The sequence below is a fragment of the Avibacterium sp. 21-594 genome (assembly GCF_026226815.1).
GTDB classification, from domain to species: Bacteria; Pseudomonadota; Gammaproteobacteria; order Enterobacterales; family Pasteurellaceae; genus Avibacterium; species Avibacterium avium.
On the sequence record NZ_JAKKOC010000001.1, the window covers coordinates 1,204,911 to 1,227,622 of the forward strand.

Annotated in this window: 15 protein-coding genes, 1 tRNA gene and 3 rRNA genes; 2 read left to right on the plus strand and 17 right to left on the minus strand. The window is 42.2% G+C overall.

The window, feature by feature from the left end; all coding sequences use genetic code 11:
- Nucleotides 1–50 precede the first annotated feature (50 nt).
- The 3 genes from fusA to rpsL form a co-directional block, all read right to left on the minus strand.
- On the minus strand, nucleotides 51–2,153 hold the full coding sequence (gene fusA, locus L5B76_RS05675; RefSeq protein WP_265754611.1) for an elongation factor G: 2,103 nt from the start codon (nucleotides 2,151–2,153) through the stop codon (nucleotides 51–53).
- Between the two features lie 105 nt (nucleotides 2,154–2,258).
- Complete coding sequence (gene rpsG, locus L5B76_RS05680; RefSeq protein ID WP_103853509.1) at nucleotides 2,259–2,729, minus strand: 30S ribosomal protein S7; 471 nt, start codon at nucleotides 2,727–2,729, stop codon at nucleotides 2,259–2,261.
- Nucleotides 2,730–2,856: 127 nt separating this feature from the next.
- On the minus strand, nucleotides 2,857–3,231 hold the full coding sequence (gene rpsL / locus L5B76_RS05685) for a 30S ribosomal protein S12 (protein ID WP_013745731.1): 375 nt from the start codon (nucleotides 3,229–3,231) through the stop codon (nucleotides 2,857–2,859).
- Nucleotides 3,232–3,508: 277 nt separating this feature from the next.
- Here rpsL and L5B76_RS05690 point away from each other — a divergent pair, with 277 nt between their 5' ends.
- Nucleotides 3,509–3,898, plus strand: a complete 390-nt coding sequence (locus L5B76_RS05690) for a RidA family protein (RefSeq protein ID WP_046097851.1) — start codon at nucleotides 3,509–3,511, stop codon at nucleotides 3,896–3,898.
- Nucleotides 3,899–3,973: 75 nt separating this feature from the next.
- Here the strand turns inward: L5B76_RS05690 and L5B76_RS05695 are convergent, their stop codons facing one another.
- The 6 genes from L5B76_RS05695 to rapA form a co-directional block, all read right to left on the minus strand.
- Nucleotides 3,974–4,342 carry a hypothetical protein gene (locus L5B76_RS05695; RefSeq protein WP_265754612.1) on the minus strand — a complete coding sequence of 123 codons (369 nt, stop codon included), beginning with the start codon at nucleotides 4,340–4,342 and terminating at the stop codon, nucleotides 3,974–3,976.
- Nucleotides 4,343–4,466: 124 nt separating this feature from the next.
- Nucleotides 4,467–5,834, minus strand: coding sequence for an oxygen-independent coproporphyrinogen III oxidase (hemN, locus tag L5B76_RS05700; RefSeq protein ID WP_265754613.1), 1,368 nt, complete (start codon nucleotides 5,832–5,834; stop codon nucleotides 4,467–4,469).
- Between the two features lie 10 nt (nucleotides 5,835–5,844).
- On the minus strand, nucleotides 5,845–6,279 hold the full coding sequence (locus L5B76_RS05705) for a DUF2489 domain-containing protein (RefSeq protein WP_265754614.1): 435 nt from the start codon (nucleotides 6,277–6,279) through the stop codon (nucleotides 5,845–5,847).
- A 3-nt stretch (nucleotides 6,280–6,282) separates the two neighbouring features.
- Nucleotides 6,283–6,864, minus strand: coding sequence for a Der GTPase-activating protein YihI (yihI, locus tag L5B76_RS05710; RefSeq protein ID WP_265754615.1), 582 nt, complete (start codon nucleotides 6,862–6,864; stop codon nucleotides 6,283–6,285).
- A gap of 93 nt (nucleotides 6,865–6,957) precedes the next feature.
- Complete coding sequence (gene rluA / locus L5B76_RS05715) at nucleotides 6,958–7,617, minus strand: bifunctional tRNA pseudouridine(32) synthase/23S rRNA pseudouridine(746) synthase RluA (protein WP_103853678.1); 660 nt, start codon at nucleotides 7,615–7,617, stop codon at nucleotides 6,958–6,960.
- Entirely contained in the window at nucleotides 7,617–10,511 is a 2,895-nt protein-coding gene (gene rapA, locus L5B76_RS05720) for an RNA polymerase-associated protein RapA (RefSeq protein ID WP_265754616.1), read from the minus strand. Before rapA ends, rluA begins: the two co-directional genes overlap by 1 nt.
- A gap of 246 nt (nucleotides 10,512–10,757) precedes the next feature.
- Here rapA and pnuC point away from each other — a divergent pair, with 246 nt between their 5' ends.
- Nucleotides 10,758–11,438: a nicotinamide riboside transporter PnuC gene (gene pnuC, locus L5B76_RS05725; protein ID WP_265754617.1), complete on the plus strand. Its 681-nt coding sequence runs from the start codon at nucleotides 10,758–10,760 to the stop codon at nucleotides 11,436–11,438.
- A gap of 660 nt (nucleotides 11,439–12,098) precedes the next feature.
- Here pnuC and rrf read toward each other — a convergent pair.
- From rrf to xylF, 8 genes are all read right to left on the minus strand, one after another.
- Nucleotides 12,099–12,214 (minus strand): 5S ribosomal RNA (rrf, locus tag L5B76_RS05730).
- A 113-nt stretch (nucleotides 12,215–12,327) separates the two neighbouring features.
- Nucleotides 12,328–15,437 (minus strand): 23S ribosomal RNA (locus L5B76_RS05735).
- 218 nt (nucleotides 15,438–15,655) lie between these two features.
- Nucleotides 15,656–15,731 (minus strand) — tRNA-Glu (locus L5B76_RS05740).
- Nucleotides 15,732–15,829: 98 nt separating this feature from the next.
- Nucleotides 15,830–17,370, minus strand: a 16S ribosomal RNA gene (locus L5B76_RS05745).
- The 16S, 23S and 5S rRNA genes sit together here with 1 tRNA gene alongside, the layout of an rRNA operon.
- Nucleotides 17,371–17,689: 319 nt before the next feature.
- Nucleotides 17,690–18,367 carry a TfoX/Sxy family DNA transformation protein gene (locus L5B76_RS05750; protein WP_265754618.1) on the minus strand — a complete coding sequence of 226 codons (678 nt, stop codon included), beginning with the start codon at nucleotides 18,365–18,367 and terminating at the stop codon, nucleotides 17,690–17,692.
- A gap of 536 nt (nucleotides 18,368–18,903) precedes the next feature.
- Nucleotides 18,904–20,031: a sugar ABC transporter permease gene (locus L5B76_RS05755; protein ID WP_265754619.1), complete on the minus strand. Its 1,128-nt coding sequence runs from the start codon at nucleotides 20,029–20,031 to the stop codon at nucleotides 18,904–18,906.
- Between the two features lie 2 nt (nucleotides 20,032–20,033).
- Nucleotides 20,034–21,548 (minus strand): D-xylose ABC transporter ATP-binding protein, encoded by a 1,515-nt coding sequence (gene xylG, locus L5B76_RS05760; RefSeq protein WP_265754621.1) that lies wholly within the window; start codon nucleotides 21,546–21,548, stop codon nucleotides 20,034–20,036.
- A 74-nt stretch (nucleotides 21,549–21,622) separates the two neighbouring features.
- Nucleotides 21,623–22,621 carry a D-xylose ABC transporter substrate-binding protein gene (xylF, locus tag L5B76_RS05765; protein WP_265754622.1) on the minus strand — a complete coding sequence of 333 codons (999 nt, stop codon included), beginning with the start codon at nucleotides 22,619–22,621 and terminating at the stop codon, nucleotides 21,623–21,625.
- Between the last annotated feature and the right edge of the window lie 91 nt (nucleotides 22,622–22,712).

The window sequence follows — 22,712 nt, forward strand, 5'->3', positions numbered from 1 at the left end:
TGAAATTTCGTAGCATCTTGAGATGCTACGAAGTTTTATTGAATCAAAAATTATTTTTTACGTGCTTCAATTACTGCAGCTGCAACACTTGAAGGTGCTTCAGCATATTTCAATGGTTCCATTGAGTATGATGCACGACCTTGAGTTTGTGAACGAAGATCTGTTGCATAACCAAACATTTCAGAAAGTGGAACTTCTGCATTGATTTTAACAACAAATTCGCTTGCTTCTTGGCCATTTACCATAGCACGACGACGGCTTAAATCACCAATTACATCACCTACATACTCTGGTGGAGTTTCCACTTCCACTTTCATAATTGGCTCAAGTAATACTGGGTTTGCTTTGCTAAACGCTGCTTTAAACGCTAATGATGCAGCAAGTTTAAACGCTAACTCAGATGAGTCCACATCGTGGTATGAACCGAAGTGTAAACGAACACCGATATCAACCACTGGGTAACCCGCTAATGGACCAGATTTAAGTTGCTCTTGGATACCTTTATCAACTGCAGGGATATATTCGCCAGGAATTACACCACCTTTGATTTCGTTGATAAATTCGTAACCTGGACCTTCTGGATCTAATGGATACAAGTCGATAACAACGTGACCATATTGACCGCGACCACCAGATTGTTTTGCGTGTTTACCTTCAACATCTTTCACCGCAGTACGGATAGTTTCACGGTAAGATACTTGTGGTTTACCGATATTCGCTTCCACTTTAAACTCACGTTTCATACGGTCAACGATGATGTCTAAGTGTAACTCACCCATACCTGAAATGATGGTTTCACCTGATTCTTCATCAGTGTGAACACGGAATGAAGGGTCTTCTTGTGCAAGACGGCCTAATGCCAAGCCCATTTTCTCTTGGTCTGCTTTGGTTTTTGGTTCTACCGCAACAGAGATTACTGGCTCAGGGAATTCCATACGCTCAAGGATAATTGGCGCATCGATAGCACATAATGTATCACCTGTACCAACATCTTTTAAGCCGATTGCCGCTGCGATATCACCCGCACGAACTTCTTTGATCTCTTCACGTTTGTTTGCGTGCATTTGAACGATACGACCAAAACGCTCACGTTTTTCTTTTACAGAGTTTAATACTGTCGCACCAGACTCAACCACACCAGAATATACACGGAAGAAGGTTAAGTTACCTACGAATGGGTCAGTTGCAATTTTGAATGCAAGTGCAGAGAATGGTTCATTATCATCTGCGTGACGCTCACCTTCAGTTTCATCAGGATTGATCCCTTTGATTGAAGCGATGTCAGTTGGTGCTGGTAAGAAATCAATTACCGCATCAAGCATTGCTTGAACACCTTTATTTTTGAATGCTGAGCCACAAGTTACAAGAATAATTTCAGTATCTAACGCACGTTGACGTAACGCACCTTTGATCTCTTCTTCAGTAAGCTCTTCACCACCAAGATATTTTTCCATTAACTCTTCTGAAGCTTCTGCCGCTGCTTCAACAAGGTTTTGGTGCCATTCTTCACATAATTCAACCATATCTGCAGGAATATCATCATAGGTAAATGTCATACCTTGATCGGCTTCATTCCAGTTGATTGCTTTCATTTTGATTAGGTCAACAACACCTTTGAAGTTTTCTTCTGCACCGATTGGAAGTTGTAAAGGAACAGCATTACCACCTAAACGAGTTTTGATTTGCTCAACAACGCGTAGGAAGTTTGCACCAGTACGGTCCATTTTGTTTACGAACGCGATACGAGGTACTTTATATTTGTTTGCTTGACGCCATACAGTTTCAGACTGAGGTTGAACCCCACCTACCGCACAGTAAACCATTACCGCACCATCAAGAACACGCATTGAACGTTCTACTTCGATAGTAAAGTCAACGTGTCCCGGAGTATCGATAACGTTGATACGGTGTTGTGGATATTGCTGAGACATACCAGACCAGAAAGCCGTTGTTGCCGCAGAAGTAATGGTAATACCACGCTCTTGTTCTTGTTCCATCCAGTCCATGGTAGCTGCACCATCATGCACCTCACCAATTTTGTGACTAACACCTGTATAGAATAGAATACGCTCTGTGGTTGTTGTTTTACCAGCATCAATGTGAGCACTAATACCGATATTACGATAGCGCTCAATAGGAGTTACACGAGCCATTATTATTTCCTTGTTTGGAATTCAATAAATTAAAATTTTAAATATGGATAAGGCTTCACCGCATAGCAAAATGTGATGAAGCCTAAAAATCGTTTGATTAACTGATTACCAACGGTAATGAGCAAACGCTTTGTTAGCTTCAGCCATACGGTGAACGTCTTCACGTTTTTTCACTGCTGCACCTTTGTTTTCTGATGCATCAGATAATTCATTTGCTAAACGTAAAGCCATTGATTTATCACCACGTTTACGTGCTGCTTCAACGATCCAACGCATACCTAATGCGTTACGACGTGCTGGGCGCACCTCAACTGGCACTTGATAAGTAGAACCACCAACACGACGAGATTTAACCTCAACGGTTGGACGTACGTTTTCTAGTGCGATTTCAAATGCTTCTAAAGCTTCTTTACCTGTACGTTGAGCTAAAGTTTCTAACGCACCATAAACGATTGATTCTGCGATAGATTTTTTACCATCTACCATTAATACATTAATAAATTTCGCAAGTAATTCTGATCCGAACTTTGGATCTGGAAGAATTTTGCGTGGTTCAATACGACGACGACGTGGCATTGCAATTTCTCCGTTTTTTAATCTTCAGGATTATCCAAAACTCTTTGTGTAAGAGATCTTACGTTTACTGGAGTTTATGATAATTATTTAATTTAATTAGCGTTTGGCCTTACTTAACGGAGAACCATTAAGCTTTAGGACGTTTAACGCCGTATTTAGAACGACCTTGTTTACGATCTTTAACGCCAGCGCAGTCTAATGCACCACGCACAGTGTGATAACGCACACCTGGTAAATCTTTAACACGACCGCCACGGATAAGCACAACGCTGTGCTCTTGAAGGTTGTGACCTTCACCGCCGATATAAGAAGTTACTTCGTAACCATTTGTTAAACGAATACGGCACACTTTACGTAATGCAGAGTTCGGTTTTTTAGGTGTAGTTGTGTACACACGAGTACACACGCCACGTTTCTGCGGGCAAGCCTCTAATGCAGGAACGTTGCTTTTTACAACCTTTTTCACACGCGGTTTGCGTACTAATTGGTTGATAGTTGCCATTAAAAAAGCTCCAGTTTAATAGTTGTTATTCATAAAAGAATGTTTACTTTTTGTTCTACCTTAGAATAGATAGACGCCGAATTTTAATCTTGAATAGCTGTAATGTCAAGGTTTAGCAAAAATAAGCAGAAAAATAACCGCACTTTAGGATCTGATAGGATCCCAATAAACTGCAACTTTTCCAAATTGTAGAAATAATATTGCTTGAATTTCCCTTTCAGTTTTCCAAAAGATTGCATAGAATAAACTTTCTTTATCACATCACAAGGAAAACAAAATGACTAAAATTATTCATACAGAAAAAGCGCCCGCGGCCATTGGGCCTTATGTGCAAGCTGTGGATTTAGGCAATTTAGTGCTAACTTCTGGACAAATTCCTGTTAATCCTGCAACAGGTGAAGTGCCGGTGGATATTGTGGCGCAAGCACGCCAGTCTTTAGAGAATGTGAAAGCAATCATTGAACAAGCAGGCTTAAGCGTGGCAGATATTGTGAAAACGACGGTTTTTGTTAAAGATTTGAATGATTTCGCTACGGTAAATGCGGAATACGAACGTTTTTTTAAAGAAAATAATCACCCTAACTTTCCTGCCCGTTCTTGCGTAGAAGTGGCTCGATTGCCAAAAGATGTAGGCTTAGAAATTGAAGCCATTGCGGTAAGAAAATAATTCCTCATTTAACCAAAAGGGCAATTCATCATTGCCCTTTATTTTTCACTATTTCATTAGATAATAAACCAATGGCTATTTTTGGGAATCCGCCTTTAGCCCTTCAAAAAAAGGAATATATTTTAATAGAATTTCGTCTAATTCTTTAAGGCCTTGTTCATAATCAAAAGAATATTGCCACTTGTCTCCCATTGGAACTTCTTCAATATCTTGAAATTTGCGTTTTAAATAGGATAGTTTATCCATATCATCATCTATCTGCTGTTTGCTGAATGGAATGTTTTGTTTCTCAGCAAAGTCATTGTAATAACAGGAAAGATTGAGCAACATTCCCCAAGAATCGCCCGCTATTACCACCAATCGATGTTTTTCTCTGGTCAAATAATCTGCCCCGCCATCATAAACAGCACGCATCGGGTCATAAAAAAACTCACTATTTTTCATAACCACCTCATCTCTTTGCACAATAATTGCGATATAGCTGCTCAACGAACAAAGGGATTTTACGATCTATGGTTGAAATTGCAAATTTTTCTAAAAAATTCCCGCACTTTATGCGGGAAATTCGTTAAATAATTCTTGAGAACTGTTGGCGTCTGGCTTGTTGTCTTGAGTAGGTGTCAAAACATAAGCAAATATTGCGAATCAGCAAATGCCCAACAGGGGAAACCTGTAATCCTTTTTCGCCGATTTCAATTAAGCCATCTGCGGCAAGGGGCGCGAGCAATTCTAAATCTTCTGCAAAATGGGTTTTGAAATCAATGCCATATTGCTGCTCAAATGGGGCGTAATTCAGTTTGAAGTTGCAAATCAGCTGTTTGATGACATCACGGCGCAAGCAATCTTCTTGGCTCATCACAAAGCCTTTGTGAAGTGCGGTGCCTTTTTGCTCAATATCTGCGTAATAATGTTTTAGCTCTTTTTGATTTTGTGCGTAAGTATCACCCAACAGGCTAATTGCGGAGACGCCAAGACCGAGCAAATCCGCATCTTCTTGCGTGGTGTAGCCTTGGAAATTTCGGTGTAGCACGCCATTTTGTTGCGCAATGGCTAGCTCATCATCAGGTTTCGCAAAGTGATCCATTCCAATGAAGCGGTAGCCTGCATCGCTTAAGGTTTCAATGGTTTTTTGCAAAATGGTAAGCTTGGTTTCAGGTGCAGGCAGCTGATCTTCTTTGATTTTCGCTTGCCCCGCAAAACGGCTTGGCAAGTGGGCATAGTTAAACACGCTCAAACGATCAGGGTTTAATTCAATCACTTTTTGCAATGTGAACATAAAGCTTTCCACATTCTGCAATGGCAACCCATAAATCAAATCCAAATTGGTGGATTGAAATCCTAAAGCGCGTGCACGTTCTAGCAAGGCTTGAATGAAGTCTTCATCTTGTTCACGGTTTACCGCTTTTTGCACTGCTTTATTGAAATCCTGCACACCCATACTAATGCGGTTAAAGCCTATTTTACGCAGATGGTCAAGGGTTTCCAGCTCAATTTTGCGCGGATCCATTTCGATACTAATTTCGGCGTTATCAGCAAAATGAAAATGCTCACGCAACATTGCCATTAAACGGCTAGATTGTTGCTCGGTGAGATAGGTCGGTGTGCCGCCGCCCCAATGCACTTGGGTTACCTTGCGATTGCGGAAAAGTGCGGCGCGATTTTTGATTTCTTTTTCCAAATAATCAAGATAAATATCCGCTTTGTGCTGATGACGCGTAATGATTTTGTTACAGGCGCAGAAATAGCACAATTTATGGCAAAACGGGATATGCACATAAAGAGAAAGCGGACGGTCAGGGTAACGCGCTGCCGCTGCTTGGAAATCTTGTTCAGTATAATTTTCGTTAAATTCTAACGCCGTTGGGTAAGAGGTGTAACGCGGCCCAGAATAGTTATATTTTTGAATTAACGCGGAATCCCACATAGTTCCAGACATTAATTTCCCCCTAAAATTTTTCAATATCCAACAATAATTGATTTAATTCCAACAAAATTTTGCTTTCAAGATCGGCTTCGGCGCTTTCACGAGTGAGATCTAAACGCATACGCTCGTTCTTTTTTAATTCCTTACGCGCTTGATGCGTTGGCATTTCTTTCACCACATCATAAAGCTCAGCCAGCGCAGGATAAGTGGTGATTTTTAAGCCTAAGGGATCGAGCAACATTTTTAATCGAATTGCCCCTTCAGACAAATTGCAATCGCCATTTTGCATTGCTCGCGCGATAATCTCAATACTCTCTTTTAGGCGTTTTACACGCGCCAAGCGAGCATTTTCTAACGCCTGTTTTTGGCTTTTCAAGGCACGCAATAATTTCACCGCATAAGCGGCCATTCCCACAATAATCAAAAGCCCGAGGGCAATTAAAAGATAAATCCACATAAATTATTTAAACTGATTAATATCAATGGTTTCAAAAGTGCGGTATAAATCTTCCGCATTTTCGTCTTCGTCACGAATGCCCAATTCGTCCATTAGCTGCTCGATACGCGCTAAACATTCGTCCACAAAGGCTTGATCTTTGGCATTTAAGGTTTTGCCTGCTTCAAGCTGATCTAATAAATCATTCAAACATTCATTATTTTCAAGCTGTTCAAGTTCCACCATTGGATCAAGCGCCTTTGTTTTTTCCACATCTGGTTTTTCCACCGCCACAGGCGAAATGGTCATTCCTTTTTCTGGCTTATTGACAAACTCCACCACTAATGGAATTTTTTTGCGGCTGCCCACGCGGGGATCTAACTTGGCATCTTGTTCAAGGGCTTTGTTTTCTTCTTGGCGACTATGGCGAGAGCCAGCCACGAGGCCTTTGTGTTTTTTCTTTCTTTTTTCTTCACGCGCCTTGGCATCTAATTCATAACGTGTCAATTTACGCCCACGCCCAGTTGGGGCGCTTTGCGCGGGTTTATCCGCCTTGCGTGTTGGCATAATATCCGTAATACGGCGTGTTTTCTTTTGACGGGACATAATTTCTCTACTATTTGGTAAAAATGAATCGGGGAGAATTGTAGCATTAAATCGCCAATTCTCCGCATTATTTCTGTGATTGGTTAGAACGAATTAAAACGGCACATCTGCCGTGAAATTCATTATTTCACCCGTTAAAGGGTGGCGAATTTGTAAGGATTGTGCGTGCAAACACAAACGTGGCGACATCGCTTTCGCTTGTGGGTGAGCATAAAACTTATCGCCTAAAATAGGGTGGCCAAGGGCAAGCATATGTAGCCTTAATTGGTGCGAACGCCCTGTAATTGGGGTGAGCTTTACCCTTGTGCTGTTATTCGGTAGGCGTTCTAAAATTTCAAAATTTGTTACCGCACTTTTGCCCAGTTCAAAACAAATTTTCTGTCTAGGACGATTTTCCCAATCGCAAATTAGTGGCAAATTCACCGTGCCGCTATCTTGCGCTAAATGCCCCCAAACGAGCGCCTGATAAGATTTCTTCGGCTCACGCTCGCGAAACTGGCGCTTGAGTTCTTTATCCGCCAGCTTGCTCATTGCAAACAGCAAAATCCCACTGGTTGCCATATCAAGACGGTGCGCCGGCTCGCAAAAGCCATATTTTTCTTTTACGCGCGACATTGCACTGTCGTAATATTGCGGCTGATTGCCCGGCACAGAAAGCAAACCGCTCGGCTTATTTACCAATAAAATATGGTTGTCGTGATAGATCACATCTAACCAAGGTTCGCGCGGGGGATTGTAGTCAATTAATGCCATTATTTACTCTTATTACTGATAATCACACGCAGGCTATCCAAGCGCCAAGTGGCTTTGTGCAAGTGTTGTAAAATTTGCTCGCGCTCGGCACTGAGTGCGTCAATTTCATCTTGGCGAATGGTTTTATTCACTTGTTTTAACGCCTGCAAGCGGGTTAATTCGCTGTCCAAACGCTGCGCAGCTTGCTGCTCTGCGTGCTGAATTAATCTTTGCGCTTGTTCGCCAATTTGACGTTCACCTGCTTTTAATAATTGTTCAATATTGGCGCGCAACATTTTGATGACCTTGCTCGCCATTTGTTTTGCCATTGGTTTAAGCTGTTTTTGTAGCAGTTCAAAACCCACTTTATCCGCTAAATTATGCCCTTTGCCGTCAATTAATAAGCGCACTGGCGTTGGGGGTAAGAAGCGAGTGAGCTGCAAACCGCGTGGCGCTTGGGCTTCCACAATGTAAATGAGTTCCAGCCACAGCGATCCCACAGGCAATTCATTATTGATTAACAATGATACGGCAGTTTTGCCAATCTCGCCATCAGTAATCAAATCAATGCCGTTGCGGATCATCGGGTGATCCCAAGTGAGAAACTCAACGTCTTCACGCGCCACGGCTAAATTGCGATCAAAGGTTACCGTTAAGCCTTCTTCTTTTAAGCCAGGGAAATCTGGCACCAGCATTGTGCCTGTGGGGTGAATAACAATGCTCTTTTCGCCAAGATCTTCTTGCTCCACGCCAATAATATCGAACAAATTCAAGGTGAAATTAATTAACTCGCTTGAACCATCTTGCTCGCCAATGGCTTCGGCCAAGGCTTGGGCTTGCTCGCCACCGTTAGAATTAATTTCTAATAGGCGATCTCTGCCTTGATCAAGCTGCATTTTTAAGGCATCACGCTCGGTTCGGGTCTGAGCGACAAATTCATCAAAGGCCACATTCTGTTCATTATGCTGTAAAAAATCTTGCAATTTTGTACCGCACTTTTCAAACAAGGTTGCGCCCATCGGACAGGTTTCTTCAAATGCGTTTAGCCCTTGATGATACCATTTTGCCAACAGAACTTGCGGACTATCCGCAAAACAAGGGGCGTAAATTTCAATGTCTTGCGTTTGCCCAATGCGATCTAAGCGTCCAATACACTGTTCCAATAAATCAGGATTATCTGGCAAGTTAAACAGCACCAAATGATGGGCAAACTGGAAATTTCGCCCTTCTGAACCAATGCTGGACGTGAGCAACACCTGTGCGCCCTCTTCCTGTTGAGCAAAGTAAGCCGCGGCTTTATCTCGTTCCACAATAGACATATTTTGATGGAACACGGCGCTACGAATGGCTTCTTTTTCGCGTAAAGCTTTCTCTAACTGAATGGCGGTTTTGGCTTGATGACAAATCACCAACACTTTTTCTTCACGGTGAGATTGTAAGAAGTCGATCAACCATTCCACGCGCGGATCAAAATCCCACCAAGCAGCATCAGGGTTCATTTTTTGGAAGATCTGCTCAGGGTAAAATAAATCGCTGGTTTTCACTTCACCAAGCATTTTCAGCACACCAATCGCATTGCGATATTGTTTTGGCATTGGCAAGGTGATTTCGTGATAATGACGCAGCGGAAATCCTTTCACGCCTTGGCGGGTATTACGAAATAACACACGACTGGTGCCGTGGCGATCGAGCAGATTTTCCACTAAGGTTTCACACGCTTGGGCTTTTTTCTCGCTATGATGAAGATCCGCTAATAATTCGTTAATATCTTGATCAGACAGCAATTCCGCTAAATGTTTTTCTTCTTGCGTGCTTAATGGCTGCTCGCTTAACAATCCATTCACGGCTTCAGCCACTGGTTGATAATGCTGCTGTTCTTGCACAAAAGCGCTGTAATCATAAAAGCGATCAGGATCGAGCAATTTCAAGCGCGCGAAATGGCTTTCTTGCCCTAATTGTTCAGGGGTTGCCGTCAGCAATAATACGGCAGGAATATGGCTCGCCAACTGCTCGACAATTTGATAAGCCAAACTTGGCGCGTGTTCCGACCATTCGAGATGATGCGCTTCATCGACAATCAATAAATCAAATTCCGCATTCATCAGCTGTTCAGCGCGTTTAGGCTTTTTCACCAGCCAATCTAGGGCGCAAATAATTAAGGATTCTGTTTTAAATGGATTGGTTGCCACGCCACCGTCAAGGCCATCAAAATCAGCGCAACGTTCTTCATCAAAAAGGGAAAAATGTAAATTAAAACGGCGTAGCATTTCCACAAGCCATTGATGTTGCAAGGTTTCTGGCACGATAATGAGCACGCGATCGACCTTTTCGGCAAACAACTGTTGCTGCAAGATCATTCCTGCTTCAATGGTTTTGCCCAGCCCCACTTCATCAGCTAACAACACTCGTGGCGCAATGCGTTGCCCCACTTCTTTGGCAATATGCAATTGATGGGGAATCAACCCACCGCGAATGCCGCGTAAGCCACGCAATGGTGATTGATACTGCGCTTGGCGTTGTTGCAAGACGCGATAACGCAGCACGAATTGGTTTGCGCGATCGATCTGCCCCGCGAATAAACGCTCCTGCGGCTTACTAAAGGCAATTTGCGCACTAAGATCGGCTTCTTGCAATAGGGTTTCTTGCCCATCTTCTTTTTGCACCAAATAGAATGCCAGCCCGTTATGCTCTAACACTTCAAGCACCTTGCCCTGCCAACCCTCTTTGTGACGAATTTCATCACCCACTTGAAAAACCACGCGTACTAACGGGACATTATCTAAGGCATAAATACGAATTTCTTCGGCGGCAGGAAAATTTAGCGTAACCGTACGGTGATTGACTTCCGCAACCACGCCCAAGCCAAGATCATTTTCACTTTCACTAATCCAACGCTGACCAACTATAAAGGACATAAAATTTACTCTTATTATTGTTATAGCTAAATGGCGTATGCTTATAACAAGCCATTTAGCGAAGATTTTATTACGAAAAAGGGCGGCTATTTTAACGATCTTACAGTGAAAAAGAAATGAAAATATATACAACAAAAACACAACATCAATCACAGAATAAAAAGAAAAATGTAGCCTATCCTTGACTTTTAAAAAGTGCGGTGTAAAAATCGCAAGGTTTTTATTTCACTTATTAAGGATAATGCTATGCGTTTTTCTCAAACTCTTAAAAATGAATTTTTTGGTGGCTGGAAACCTTTTGAAGTCGTCTGGCTTTTCTTATTTATTGCTGCACAGCTTTACGCCTATGCACAATCGCCTGTGTCTTGGCTAGAAGCGCTCGCAGGGATTTCAGGTATCTTATGCGTGGTGTTTGTGGGCAAAGGGAAAATCAGTAACTATTTCTTCGGTTTGATTTTTGCTTATAGCTATTTCTATGTGTCGTTAGACAACAAGTTTTATGGCGAAATGACCACGACCCTTTATGTTTATATTCCTGCGCAATTTATCGGTTATTTCTTATGGAAAGAAAATATGCGTAACAGCGCAGAACAAAGCGAAACGGTAATCGCCAAATTCCTGACTGTAAAAGGTTGGGCCACCCTAATCAGCCTTGTGGTACTGGGTTCTATTGCCTTTATCAGCATTTTAAAAACGACGGACGGCAATTCCATTGGCTTAGATGGCGTCACAACGGTGCTAGTTATTGCCGCACAATTATTGATGATTTTGCGTTATAGCGAACAGTGGATCTTATGGATTATCATCAATATCCTTTCTATCATTCTCTGGGCTGACACCCCAGCAATGTATTTAATGTTCGGCGCTTACTTACTTAACTCCTTATACGGCTATTACAACTGGTCGAAGTTAGCGAAAAATTCGTAAAAAATGACCGCATTTTGAACTGTTAATCTAACTTAAAAGGACTGAATTCTGCATTGCACAGGTTCAGCCCTTTTTCTCTATATACTAAAAATTCAAACATTTTCACCGCACTTTAAAATTCTTTCTAACCGTATTTCTCGCTTCAATTTCTGGTATAGGAATAAAATTTTTTTAACGAAAAGCAAGCCCATACTCGCTACGCTGCGTTCAAGCATCACTTTTCTAAAAATTTTATTGAAATGAAGGCTATTTACACGGAGTAAGTGCAGTATAATTTTGAAGAGATTTTAGAAATTTATAAGCATAGCCTATAGAGTTGAACTTATTAGTCATCTCACTATAATAATCTCTCATACAGAAAGATACTATAACAAACTTATGTACCAATATTACATCGTCCACTTAGGCAATAATAAGCAAAAACTTATTCGAGGAATACCAGATAATTGGTTATCCTTTTCTACTTATGAACCACATAAAGATGATTGGGAACAAAAATTTGGTACATTCTGGGCTGATAAGATTTTCGTGAGCGATTTCGATGATTACCAAAAAATAAGTGAAGAGGAAGCCATGCAATTTATAAAATCAACTAAATCATAATGGCAAAAACAAAAAACGCCACTGAGTTCCCTCAATGGCGTTCTTCTTTTATTCAAAACCTGGCGGTGCCCTACTCTCACATGGGAAGCTCCCACACTACCATCGGCGTTACAGCGTTTCACTTCTAAGTTCGGCATGGATTTAGGTGGGTCCACTGCACTAACGCCGCCAAGATAATTCTTTCGCTTATCTAAAGCTTATCTCTCTTCTTTATAGACTTCAAAGCCTTTCGCTCTAAAATCTCTACTCTTTCAATCAAAAACAAGCCAAAACCCTTGAGTGTTGTATAGTTAAGCCTCTCGGGCAATTAGTACTGGTTAGCTCAACGACTCACATCGCTTACACACCCAGCCTATCTACGTCTTAGTCTCAAACAACCCTTACCAACTTAAAGTCGGGGAGAACTCATCTTAAGGCAAGTTTCGTGCTTAGATGCTTTCAGCACTTATCTCTTCCGCATTTAGCTACCCAGCAGTGCCTCTGGCGAGACAACTGGTACACCAGTGATGCGTCCACTCCGGTCCTCTCGTACTAGGAGCAGCCCCTCTCAATTCTCCAACGCCCACGGCAGATAGGGACCGAACTGTCTCACGACGTTCTAAACCCAGCTCGCGTACCACTTTAAATGGCGAACAGCCATACCCTTGGGACCTACTTCAGCCCCAGGATGTGATGAGCCGACATCGAGGTGCCAAACACCGCCGTCGATATGAACTCTTGGGCGGTATCAGCCTGTTATCCCCGGAGTACCTTTTATCCGTTGAGCGATGGCCCTTCCATTCAGAACCACCGGATCACTATGACCTGCTTTCGCACCTGCTCGACTTGTCTGTCTCGCAGTTAAGCTTGCTTATACCATTGCACTAACCTGACGATGTCCGACCGTCATTAGCAAACCTTCGTGCTCCTCCGTTACGCTTTGGGAGGAGACCGCCCCAGTCAAACTACCCACCAGACACTGTCCGAACACCCGTTTCAGGCGCTTCGTTAGAACATCAAACGTTAAAGGGTGGTATTTCAACAACGACTCCACGATAACTGGCGTTACCGCTTCATAGTCTCCCACCTATCCTACACATCAAAATTCAAGGTTCAGTGTCAAGCTATAGTAAAGGTTCACGGGGTCTTTCCGTCTAGCCGCGGGTACACCGCATCTTCACGGCGATTTCAATTTCACTGAGTCTCGGGTGGAGACAGCCTGGCCATCATTATGCCATTCGTGCAGGTCGGAACTTACCCGACAAGGAATTTCGCTACCTTAGGACCGTTATAGTTACGGCCGCCGTTTACTGGGGCTTCGATCAGGAGCTTCTCTTTCGATTACACCATCAATTAACCTTCCAGCACCGGGCAGGCATCACACCCTATACGTCCACTTTCGTGTTTGCAGAGTGCTGTGTTTTTAATAAACAGTTGCAGCCAGCTGGTATCTTCGACTGGTTCATGCTCCATCCGTAAAGAACTTCACACTACGCCAGCGCACCTTCTCCCGAAGTTACGGTGCTATTTTGCCTAGTTCCTTCACCCGAGTTCTCTCAAGCGCCTGAGTATTCTCTACCTGACCACCTGTGTCGGTTTTCAGTACGGTTTAGATAAACCTGAAGCTTAGTGGCTTTTCCTGGAAGTGTGGTATCAATTACTTCAGCACCTTAGTGCCTCGTCATCATCTCTCAGTGTTTACAGTGAACCGGATTTGCCTAGTCCACCCACCTACCAACTTAAACGTACATCTCCAACAGTACGCTAACCTAACCTACTCCGTCCCCACATCGCAGTTTATCCAAGTACGGGAATATTAACCCGTTTCCCATCGACTACGCTTTTCAGCCTCGCCTTAGGGGCCGACTCACCCTGCCCCGATTAACGTTGGACAGGAACCCTTGGTCTTCCGGCGAACGGGTTTTTCACCCGTTTTATCGTTACTTATGTCAGCATTCGCACTTGTGATACGTCCAGCAATCCTCTCAAATCACCTTCTTCCGCTTACACAACGCTCCCCTACCCAACAGGCGTATCACTAATATCCCTCTTCGATTTTTTGCCATTACACTCAACGTGTTTTTCGCTTTACCCACTTGCTTCGCAAGTGGTTAATCGTTAAGGCGTATTAGTGATACGCCTGATGCCGCAGCTTCGGTACTATATTTTAGCCCCGTTACATCTTCCGCGCAGGCCGACTCGACTAGTGAGCTATTACGCTTTCTTTAAATGGTGGCTGCTTCTAAGCCAACATCCTAGCTGTCTAAGCCTTCCCACTTCGTTTCCCACTTAATATAGATTTTGGGACCTTAGCTGGCGGTCTGGGTTGTTTCCCTCTCCACGACGGACGTTAGCACCCGCCGTGTGTCTCCTGAGTATCACTCTTCGGTATTCGGAGTTTGCATCGGTTTGGTAACCCGGGATGGGCCCCTAGCCGAAACAGTGCTCTACCCCCAAAGGTGTCCACTCAAGGCTCTACCTAAATAGATTTCGGGGAGAACCAGCTATCTCCCGGTTTGATTGGCCTTTCACCCCCAGCCACAAGTCATCCGCTAATTTTTCAACATTAGTCGGTTCGGTCCTCCAGTTAGTGTTACCCAACCTTCAACCTGCCCATGGCTAGATCACCGGGTTTCGGGTCTATACCTTGCAACTCAACGCCCAGTTAAGACTCGGTTTCCCTTCGGCTCCCTTATTCAGTTAACCTCGCTACAAAATATAAGTCGCTGACCCATTATACAAAAGGTACGCAGTCACCCCATCACTCAATCCCACTGCTATTTTTTGGGGTTAAATTTTTACTTCGTAAAAATTAACCTTTCAGTGAGGTATTTTTTACTAAACGTCCATCACTCAATAGGCTTGAGTGATGGGGCTCCCACTGCTTGTACGTACAGGGTTTCAGGTTCTATTTCACTCCCCTCACCGGGGTTCTTTTCGCCTTTCCTTCACAGTACTGGTTCACTATCGGTCAATCAGGAGTATTTAGCCTTGGAGGATGGTCCCCCCATCTTCAAACAGGATTCCTCGTGTCCCGCCCTACTTATCGTAAGCTTAGTACCACACGCAATCTTTCAGATACGGGGCTATCACCCTGTGTCGCTTAGCTTCCCAGCTAATTCTCCTAAATCACATGCTATCACTCACTGGCTACTCCGCTTTCGCTCGCCGCTACTCACAGAATCTCGGTTGATTTCTTTTCCTCGGGGTACTTAGATGTTTCAGTTCTCCCGGTTCGCCTTGTTTACCTATTTTATTCAGTAAACAATGATAGGTTCTTCACCTATCGGGTTTCCCCATTCGGACATCGTGGGTTAAACGCTTCTTATCAACTCACCCACGCTTTTCGCAGATTAGCACGTCCTTCATCGCCTCTGATTGCCAAGGCATCCGCCCTGTACGCTTTCTCACTTAACTATACAACCTCAAGGATTTTTCTCCCTGAAGTCTCTTCATTCTCGTTGAGAACGCTTACTTGCTTTTGTTCAAGTAAGTCTTTCTACTCAGACTAATTCAATTTAATAAGAAAATGGCTCTATCACGATGACCACTCTCTCATTAGCTTGAAAGTCTCTTCAGTTTTCAGCTTGTTTTTATATTGTTAAAGAGCAAATCGCTAAAAAATTAGCTTTAAATGGCGTCCCCTAGGGGATTCGAACCCCTGTTACCGCCGTGAAAGGGCGATGTCCTAGGCCTCTAGACGAAGGGGACTACATATAAAGGTAATCTCACACGACATTAAGTTTCGCTCTCGCTTGTCTAACATCAATCATCACAATCTGTGTGAGCACTCATCATTCCAGTCTTGGTAAGGAGGTGATCCAACCGCAGGTTCCCCTACGGTTACCTTGTTACGACTTCACCCCAGTCATGAATCATACCGTGGTAAACGCCCCCCTTGCGGTTAAGCTATCTACTTCTGGTACAACCCACTCCCATGGTGTGACGGGCGGTGTGTACAAGGCCCGGGAACGTATTCACCGCGACATTCTGATTCGCGATTACTAGCGATTCCGACTTCATGGAGTCGAGTTGCAGACTCCAATCCGGACTTAGATGCACTTTCTGAGATTCGCTCACCCTCGCAGGCTCGCAACCCTCTGTATGCACCATTGTAGCACGTGTGTAGCCCTACTCGTAAGGGCCATGATGACTTGACGTCATCCCCACCTTCCTCCAGTTTATCACTGGCAGTCTCCTTTGAGTTCCCACCCGAAGTGCTGGCAACAAAGGATAAGGGTTGCGCTCGTTGCGGGACTTAACCCAACATTTCACAACACGAGCTGACGACAGCCATGCAGCACCTGTCTCAAAGCTCCCGAAGGCACAAACTCATCTCTGAGTTCTTCTTTGGATGTCAAGAGTAGGTAAGGTTCTTCGCGTTGCATCGAATTAAACCACATGCTCCACCGCTTGTGCGGGCCCCCGTCAATTCATTTGAGTTTTAACCTTGCGGCCGTACTCCCCAGGCGGTCGATTTATCACGTTAGCTACGGGCACCAAGCTCAAAGCCCAATCCCCAAATCGACAGCGTTTACAGCGTGGACTACCAGGGTATCTAATCCTGTTTGCTCCCCACGCTTTCGCACATGAGCGTCAGTATCTCCCCAAGGGGCTGCCTTCGCCTTCGGTATTCCTCCACATCTCTACGCATTTCACCGCTACACGTGGAATTCTACCCCTCCCTAGAGTACTCTAGTAAACCAGTCTGAAATGCAATTCCCAAGTTAAGCTCGGGGATTTCACATCTCACTTAATTTACCGCCTGCGTGCCCTTTACGCCCAGTTATTCCGATTAACGCTCGCACCCTCCGTATTACCGCGGCTGCTGGCACGGAGTTAGCCGGTGCTTCTTCTGTGGCTAACGTCAAATCAATATGCTATTAACATATTAACCTTCCTCACCACCGAAAGAACTTTACAACCCGAAGGCCTTCTTCATTCACGCGGCATGGCTGCGTCAGGGTTCCCCCCATTGCGCAATATTCCCCACTGCTGCCTCCCGTAGGAGTCTGGGCCGTGTCTCAGTCCCAGTGTGGCTGGCCATCCTCTCAGACCAGCTAGAGATCGCAGGCTTGGTAGGCCTTTACCCCACCAACTACCTAATCCCACTTGGGCTCATCTTATGGCAGGTGGCTAAACGTCCCACCCTTTAATCTTCCGATACTATGCGGTATTAGCCATCGTTTCCAATGGTTATCCCCCTCCATAAGCCAGATTCCCAAGCATTACTCACCCGTCCGCCACTCGTCAGCGTCGAAAGCAAGCTTTCAACCCGTTACCGTTCGACTTGCATGTGTTAAGCCTGCCGCCAGCGTTCAATCTGAGCCATGATCAAACTCTTTAGTTTAATCTTTCTCAATTCGTACACTAACAAAGCTCTGTGATTTTATTTAAAATCACTATGAATTTCAGTTAAGCACTAATTGTTCTAAATCTTTTAAATTTTTCCAGAATCAACAAGTGCCCACACAGATTGTCTGATTGATTGTTAAAGAGCAAAAAACAACGACGCGATGTGTATCTTTCAATTTCTACAACGTCGCGTCGTTGTGTGCGGCGTATTATAGGCATCTGAAAAATCTTTGCAACCCCTTTTTGCAAAAAAATTTCAATTTTTTTAGCTTTTGACTAAAAACCTATCAACACGCCTATTTTACTGCCAAAAACTAGCGGTTTTTTAATCTTACAATTGATCTATCAACTTCCTTCTGAGATATTTCACGCATTCCCTCAACCTTCAAGGCTTTATTTAACCTAACGATAGCATTCTCCCTTTCTTTATCAGTAAGCAATAGTACATTTTTATTTAACAAGGCGGCTGTGAGGTTCCAAAAGAACTCCAAATTTACAGAAGCTTCGCTCTTACGCAGTTCAACATAGCACACCTCTGCACCAAATCTAATTAATGTATCCACATTAAGCACATTGATTTTATAAAGAAGTTTTTCGTGTTTAATGGAAAGGTTTGGCAATTCTTTGATACGAGTCCTCTTCCGTAATTGCGACTCCTTCAACTTATCTGCAACTTGTTTAATAGAAAAAAGCACTAAAAAGCGATATTCAATTTTATTCTCAAGAACCGATTCAGGTAAGCGATAATACTGAGAAATCTTAAGATCAGGATTTTCTGCGTCAACCACATAAGGCACTGCCCCCAGTTTTATTAAATGTTCAGCCAAAGAATCTACTGCTCTTAAATAAAAACGTGAATTTTGATATATACCAAACATAATGTTTTTATAAAAAAGACCATAGCCAGTAAACAGGCTTTTAGCTCTCACCTCCCCGATTAGCTCCGCAAGCTCTCTTCTGATTTCTAAAGTAGCGTCATATGTGATACTCATATCAAATCTCCTTATGGTTTCCTTAGTCACAAAAAATAACGAGATGCTTTAACGATTCCGTGTAAAGATTTTATATCACACTCCATCTGAAATATTGATAAGAATTTACGACTAATTTTAGTTTCTGTGATTTAGATCGTAAAAAGAAATTATTTTCCCTTCAAAATTGATTAATTGCCTATGAAATATGGCAAACTGTAAGAATTTCATCGCTAAAAATGGCGGGTAATTTTTCTACTTTAATAAAAAAGTGCGGTAAAAACTACCGCACTTTGGTCTGATCGCCAAAAGTTAACAAAGCCTTATCTAAGCAAGCTTTTAGCACAGTACCAATTATCCACAACGACCAAGGTTGTCTTTATCAAGTGTCTGTATGACCCGCACAAGTATTTGGTATTATAACGATCTGCTAAGTAAACTCGCATTAAATAACTTGAGCTCTGTGCAAGACAGAGCTCAATATTTAACTTCCTAGACCGTATAGGATTTTAGAGATCACTTTTATTATTCGGTGGACTTATAGAACTTGTTTTCAATTACATTTTCTTCTTGCTCATTGTATCTACCCAAACAGCGAGTAACAGAATGCTACCTTTTACAATATACTGCCAGAATGTCGGTACATCTAACATACTCATTCCATTATCAAGTAAGGCGATAATAAATGCGCCGATAACAACACCGTAAACGCTACCGATTCCCCCAGCTAAACTAGCACCACCAATAACGCAGGCGGCAATGGCATCAAGCTCTGCATTTTGCCCTGCTGAAGGCGCACCAGCACCAAGTCGTGCGCTTAAAATTAAACCAGCAATGGCTACCATCAAGCCATTCATTGAGAAAATGATTAATTTTACTTTTTCAACATTGATACCAGATAATCTTGCCGCATCAATATTACCACCAATGGCATAAATATGGCGTCCAAACGCGGTTTTTTTCGCAATAAACATTCCGATAACGGCAAGTAATGCGAGCAATAATACTGGGAATGGAATGCCACGATAATCATTTAATAAATAGATCGCGCCAAGTACGCCTAATGCAAATAGGCCATATTTTAAGGTTTCCTGTAAGCCGGAAGGAAGGCTAAGATTTAAGTTTCGTCTGGCTTTCCGTTGGTAAGTTCCCCAACTAATAAAACCAACAATCGCAATCATACCAATGAGCATTCCGGTGAAATCGGAGAGGTATCCCTGACCGATCATTGTCATTTCTGTGCTAATGGGGGAAACTGTTGTTCCATTTGTTAAACCAATTAAAACACCACGGAAAGCTAACATTCCGGCAAGCGTCACGATGAAAGAAGGAACTTTGCGATAAGCAACCCACCAACCATTCCACGCACCAAGCAAGATCCCTAGCGCAAGAGTGACAACAATGGTTAATGAAAGTGGCCAATCCCACCATACATTCGTAATTGCTGCAAAACCACCTAATAGCCCCATTAATGAGCCAACAGAAAGATCGATTTCAGCAGAAATAATCACAAATACCATTCCTATCGCAAGAATCCCTGTTATGGATGTTTGACGTAATAAATTAGAAATATTTCTTGCACTTAAATAAGCCCCTTCTGTTGCAAACGAGAAAAATACCATAATGACAACAATGGCAATTAACATAATATAAACTTGTAAATTAATGGATTTTAACTTAGACATAATTACTCCTTAAGTGCTGCTTCCATCACTTGTTCTTGCGTTAAATTATCATTAATAAGATCGGCTTTAATTCTCCCTTGGTGCATCACTAATACGCGATCACTTATTCCCAAGACCTCTGGTAACTCAGAAGAAATCACGATAATTGCCACCCCTTGGCTTGCAAGTTGGCTAATCAATTTATAAATTTCATATTTCGCCCCAATATCAATCCCTCGAGTCGGTTCATCTAAAATAAGAATATTTGGGTTAAGTAAAAGACATTTTGCTAAAATGGCTTTTTGTTGATTACCACCACTTAAACGCCCAATCGCTAAACTGGGACTTGATGTTTTCACCGTCAATTTCTCGATAGATTGTTGAATAACCGTTTCTTCCAAAGGTTCATTAATCACATTGCCTATCACACAATATTTATTGAGCGAAGATAAAGTGATATTTTTGCCTACCGTCATAATAGGAATAATGCCGTGTTTTTTACGATCTTCTGGCACCATAACAATGTGATGTGCAATCGCATCTGCACAATTTCTAATGTTAATAGGCTTGCCTTGTAAAAGAATTTCACCTTGTTGCTTTCCTTGATAAGAACCAAATAGGCATTGCGCCATTTCGGTTCGTCCAGAGCCGACTAAACCTGCAACGCCTAAAATCTCTCCTTTGTGTAGGTGAAAGCTAACCTCATCAACACGTTTAATATGCCGATTAATTGGATGCCAAGCAGAAAGTTTTTCTACACGCAAAATTTCTTCACCAATGGGATGGGGTTCATAAGGGTAAAGTGAGGTAATTTCTCGTCCTACCATCATCGTGATAATGTCGTCTTCACTCATTTCTGCACAAGGATGCGTGCCAATATGCTCGCCATCACGAATGATACAAATTTTGTCAGAAATCGCTTTTACTTCATTGAGTTTATGGGAAATATAAATACAAGCGATATTATGGGCTTTCAGATCGAGTACAAGATTAAGTAAAATTTCTGTTTCTTTTTCTGTTAAAGATGCGCTTGGCTCATCAAGTACTAATAAACGAACCTGCTTATTTAATGCCTTAGCAATTTCAACTAATTGTTGCTGACCTAATCCCAATTCTCCAACTTTTGTATTAGGATCAACGTCTAACTGAACTTGTTGTAAAATGGTTTTACAGCGTAAGTACATTTGATTGTCATCGGTAATTCCGCTATGACACATTTCATTACCTAAAAACATATTTTCCAAGATGGTCATATTTTTAACTAATGTCAGTTCTTGGTGAATAATTGAAATTCCTTTTTCTTCTGTATCTTTAATGTTCTTTGCAATAAGTGGCTCACCTGAAAAATAAATTTCTCCTGAATAATCCCCATAAGGATAGATTCCGCACAGCACCTTCATTAAGGTTGATTTTCCTGAGCCATTTTCACCACAAAGTGATAGAATCTCTCCTTCATTTAATTCAATGGAAATATTATTTAATGCGGTAACATCACCAAACTTCTTGGTAATATTTTTCATTGATAATAATGTTGGCATAATAAAACCTCTCCGATCAAAGTGCGGTATTTTTCAACCGCACTTTTATATTTAACTACAAAGGTTTAGCAATATTATTTTTCAATTTGCTCTTTGCTATGGAAACCATCTTTAATAATGGTTTCTTCAATATTATCTTTAGTCACTGCAATTGGTGCTAATAAATAGGCAGGCACATCTTTTAGTCCATTATTTAACACCGAATTAGATTCTGGTTTTTCATTTTTACCAAGCTGAACGGCTATTTCAGCGGCTTTATCCGCCAATTTTGTGATTGGCTTATACACTGTCATTGTTTGTGTGCCTTGTACAATACGCTTAATTGCGGCGAGATCGGCGTCTTGCCCTGAAATGGCAACCTTACCAGACAACCCTTGTGCGCTTAATGCTTGAATAGCACCACCCGCAGTTGCGTCATTAGATGCAACAACCGCATCAATATTGTTTTTATTTGCGGTTAAGGCATTCTCCATAATTTGTAAGGCTTTCTCAGCTAACCAAGAATCTACCCATTGATCGCCAACTACTTTAATTTTTCCACTATCAATTAAAGGTTGCAGCACTTTCATTTGTCCTTTACGGAATAATTTCGCATTATTATCAACAGGAGATCCACCCATTAAGAAATAATTTCCTTCAGGTTTCACTTCAACAATACTTTGTGCTTGTAACTCACCCACTTTTTCATTATCAAAAGAAACATAGAAATCTAAATCTGCATTATTAATTAAACGGTCATAGGCTAATACTTTAATCCCTTCACGTTTTGCTTCACCAATAATATTGCCTAATACTTCACCATTAAATGGAATAATCACCAAAACATCTACATTACGATTAATCATATTTTCTATTTGTGAAATTTGTGCCGTGGCATCTCCATTTGCAGATTGAACAAATACTTTTGCACCTAAGCTTTCTGCTTTTTTCACAAAAATATCACGATCTTTTTGCCAACGTTCTAAACGTAAATCATCGATAGACATTCCTATGGTGAGATCTTTAGCGAGGACAGGATTGGCTAATAAGGTTAAAGAAGCCGCAAGAGAAAGAAAAAGATGTTTGATTTTCATAATAGCACCTCATACTAGGTTAAATTAATGATATTTAAGAGTAACAACTTATTCACTCATCCTTAGTTTGCTTAGGTTAATGGGATAATTC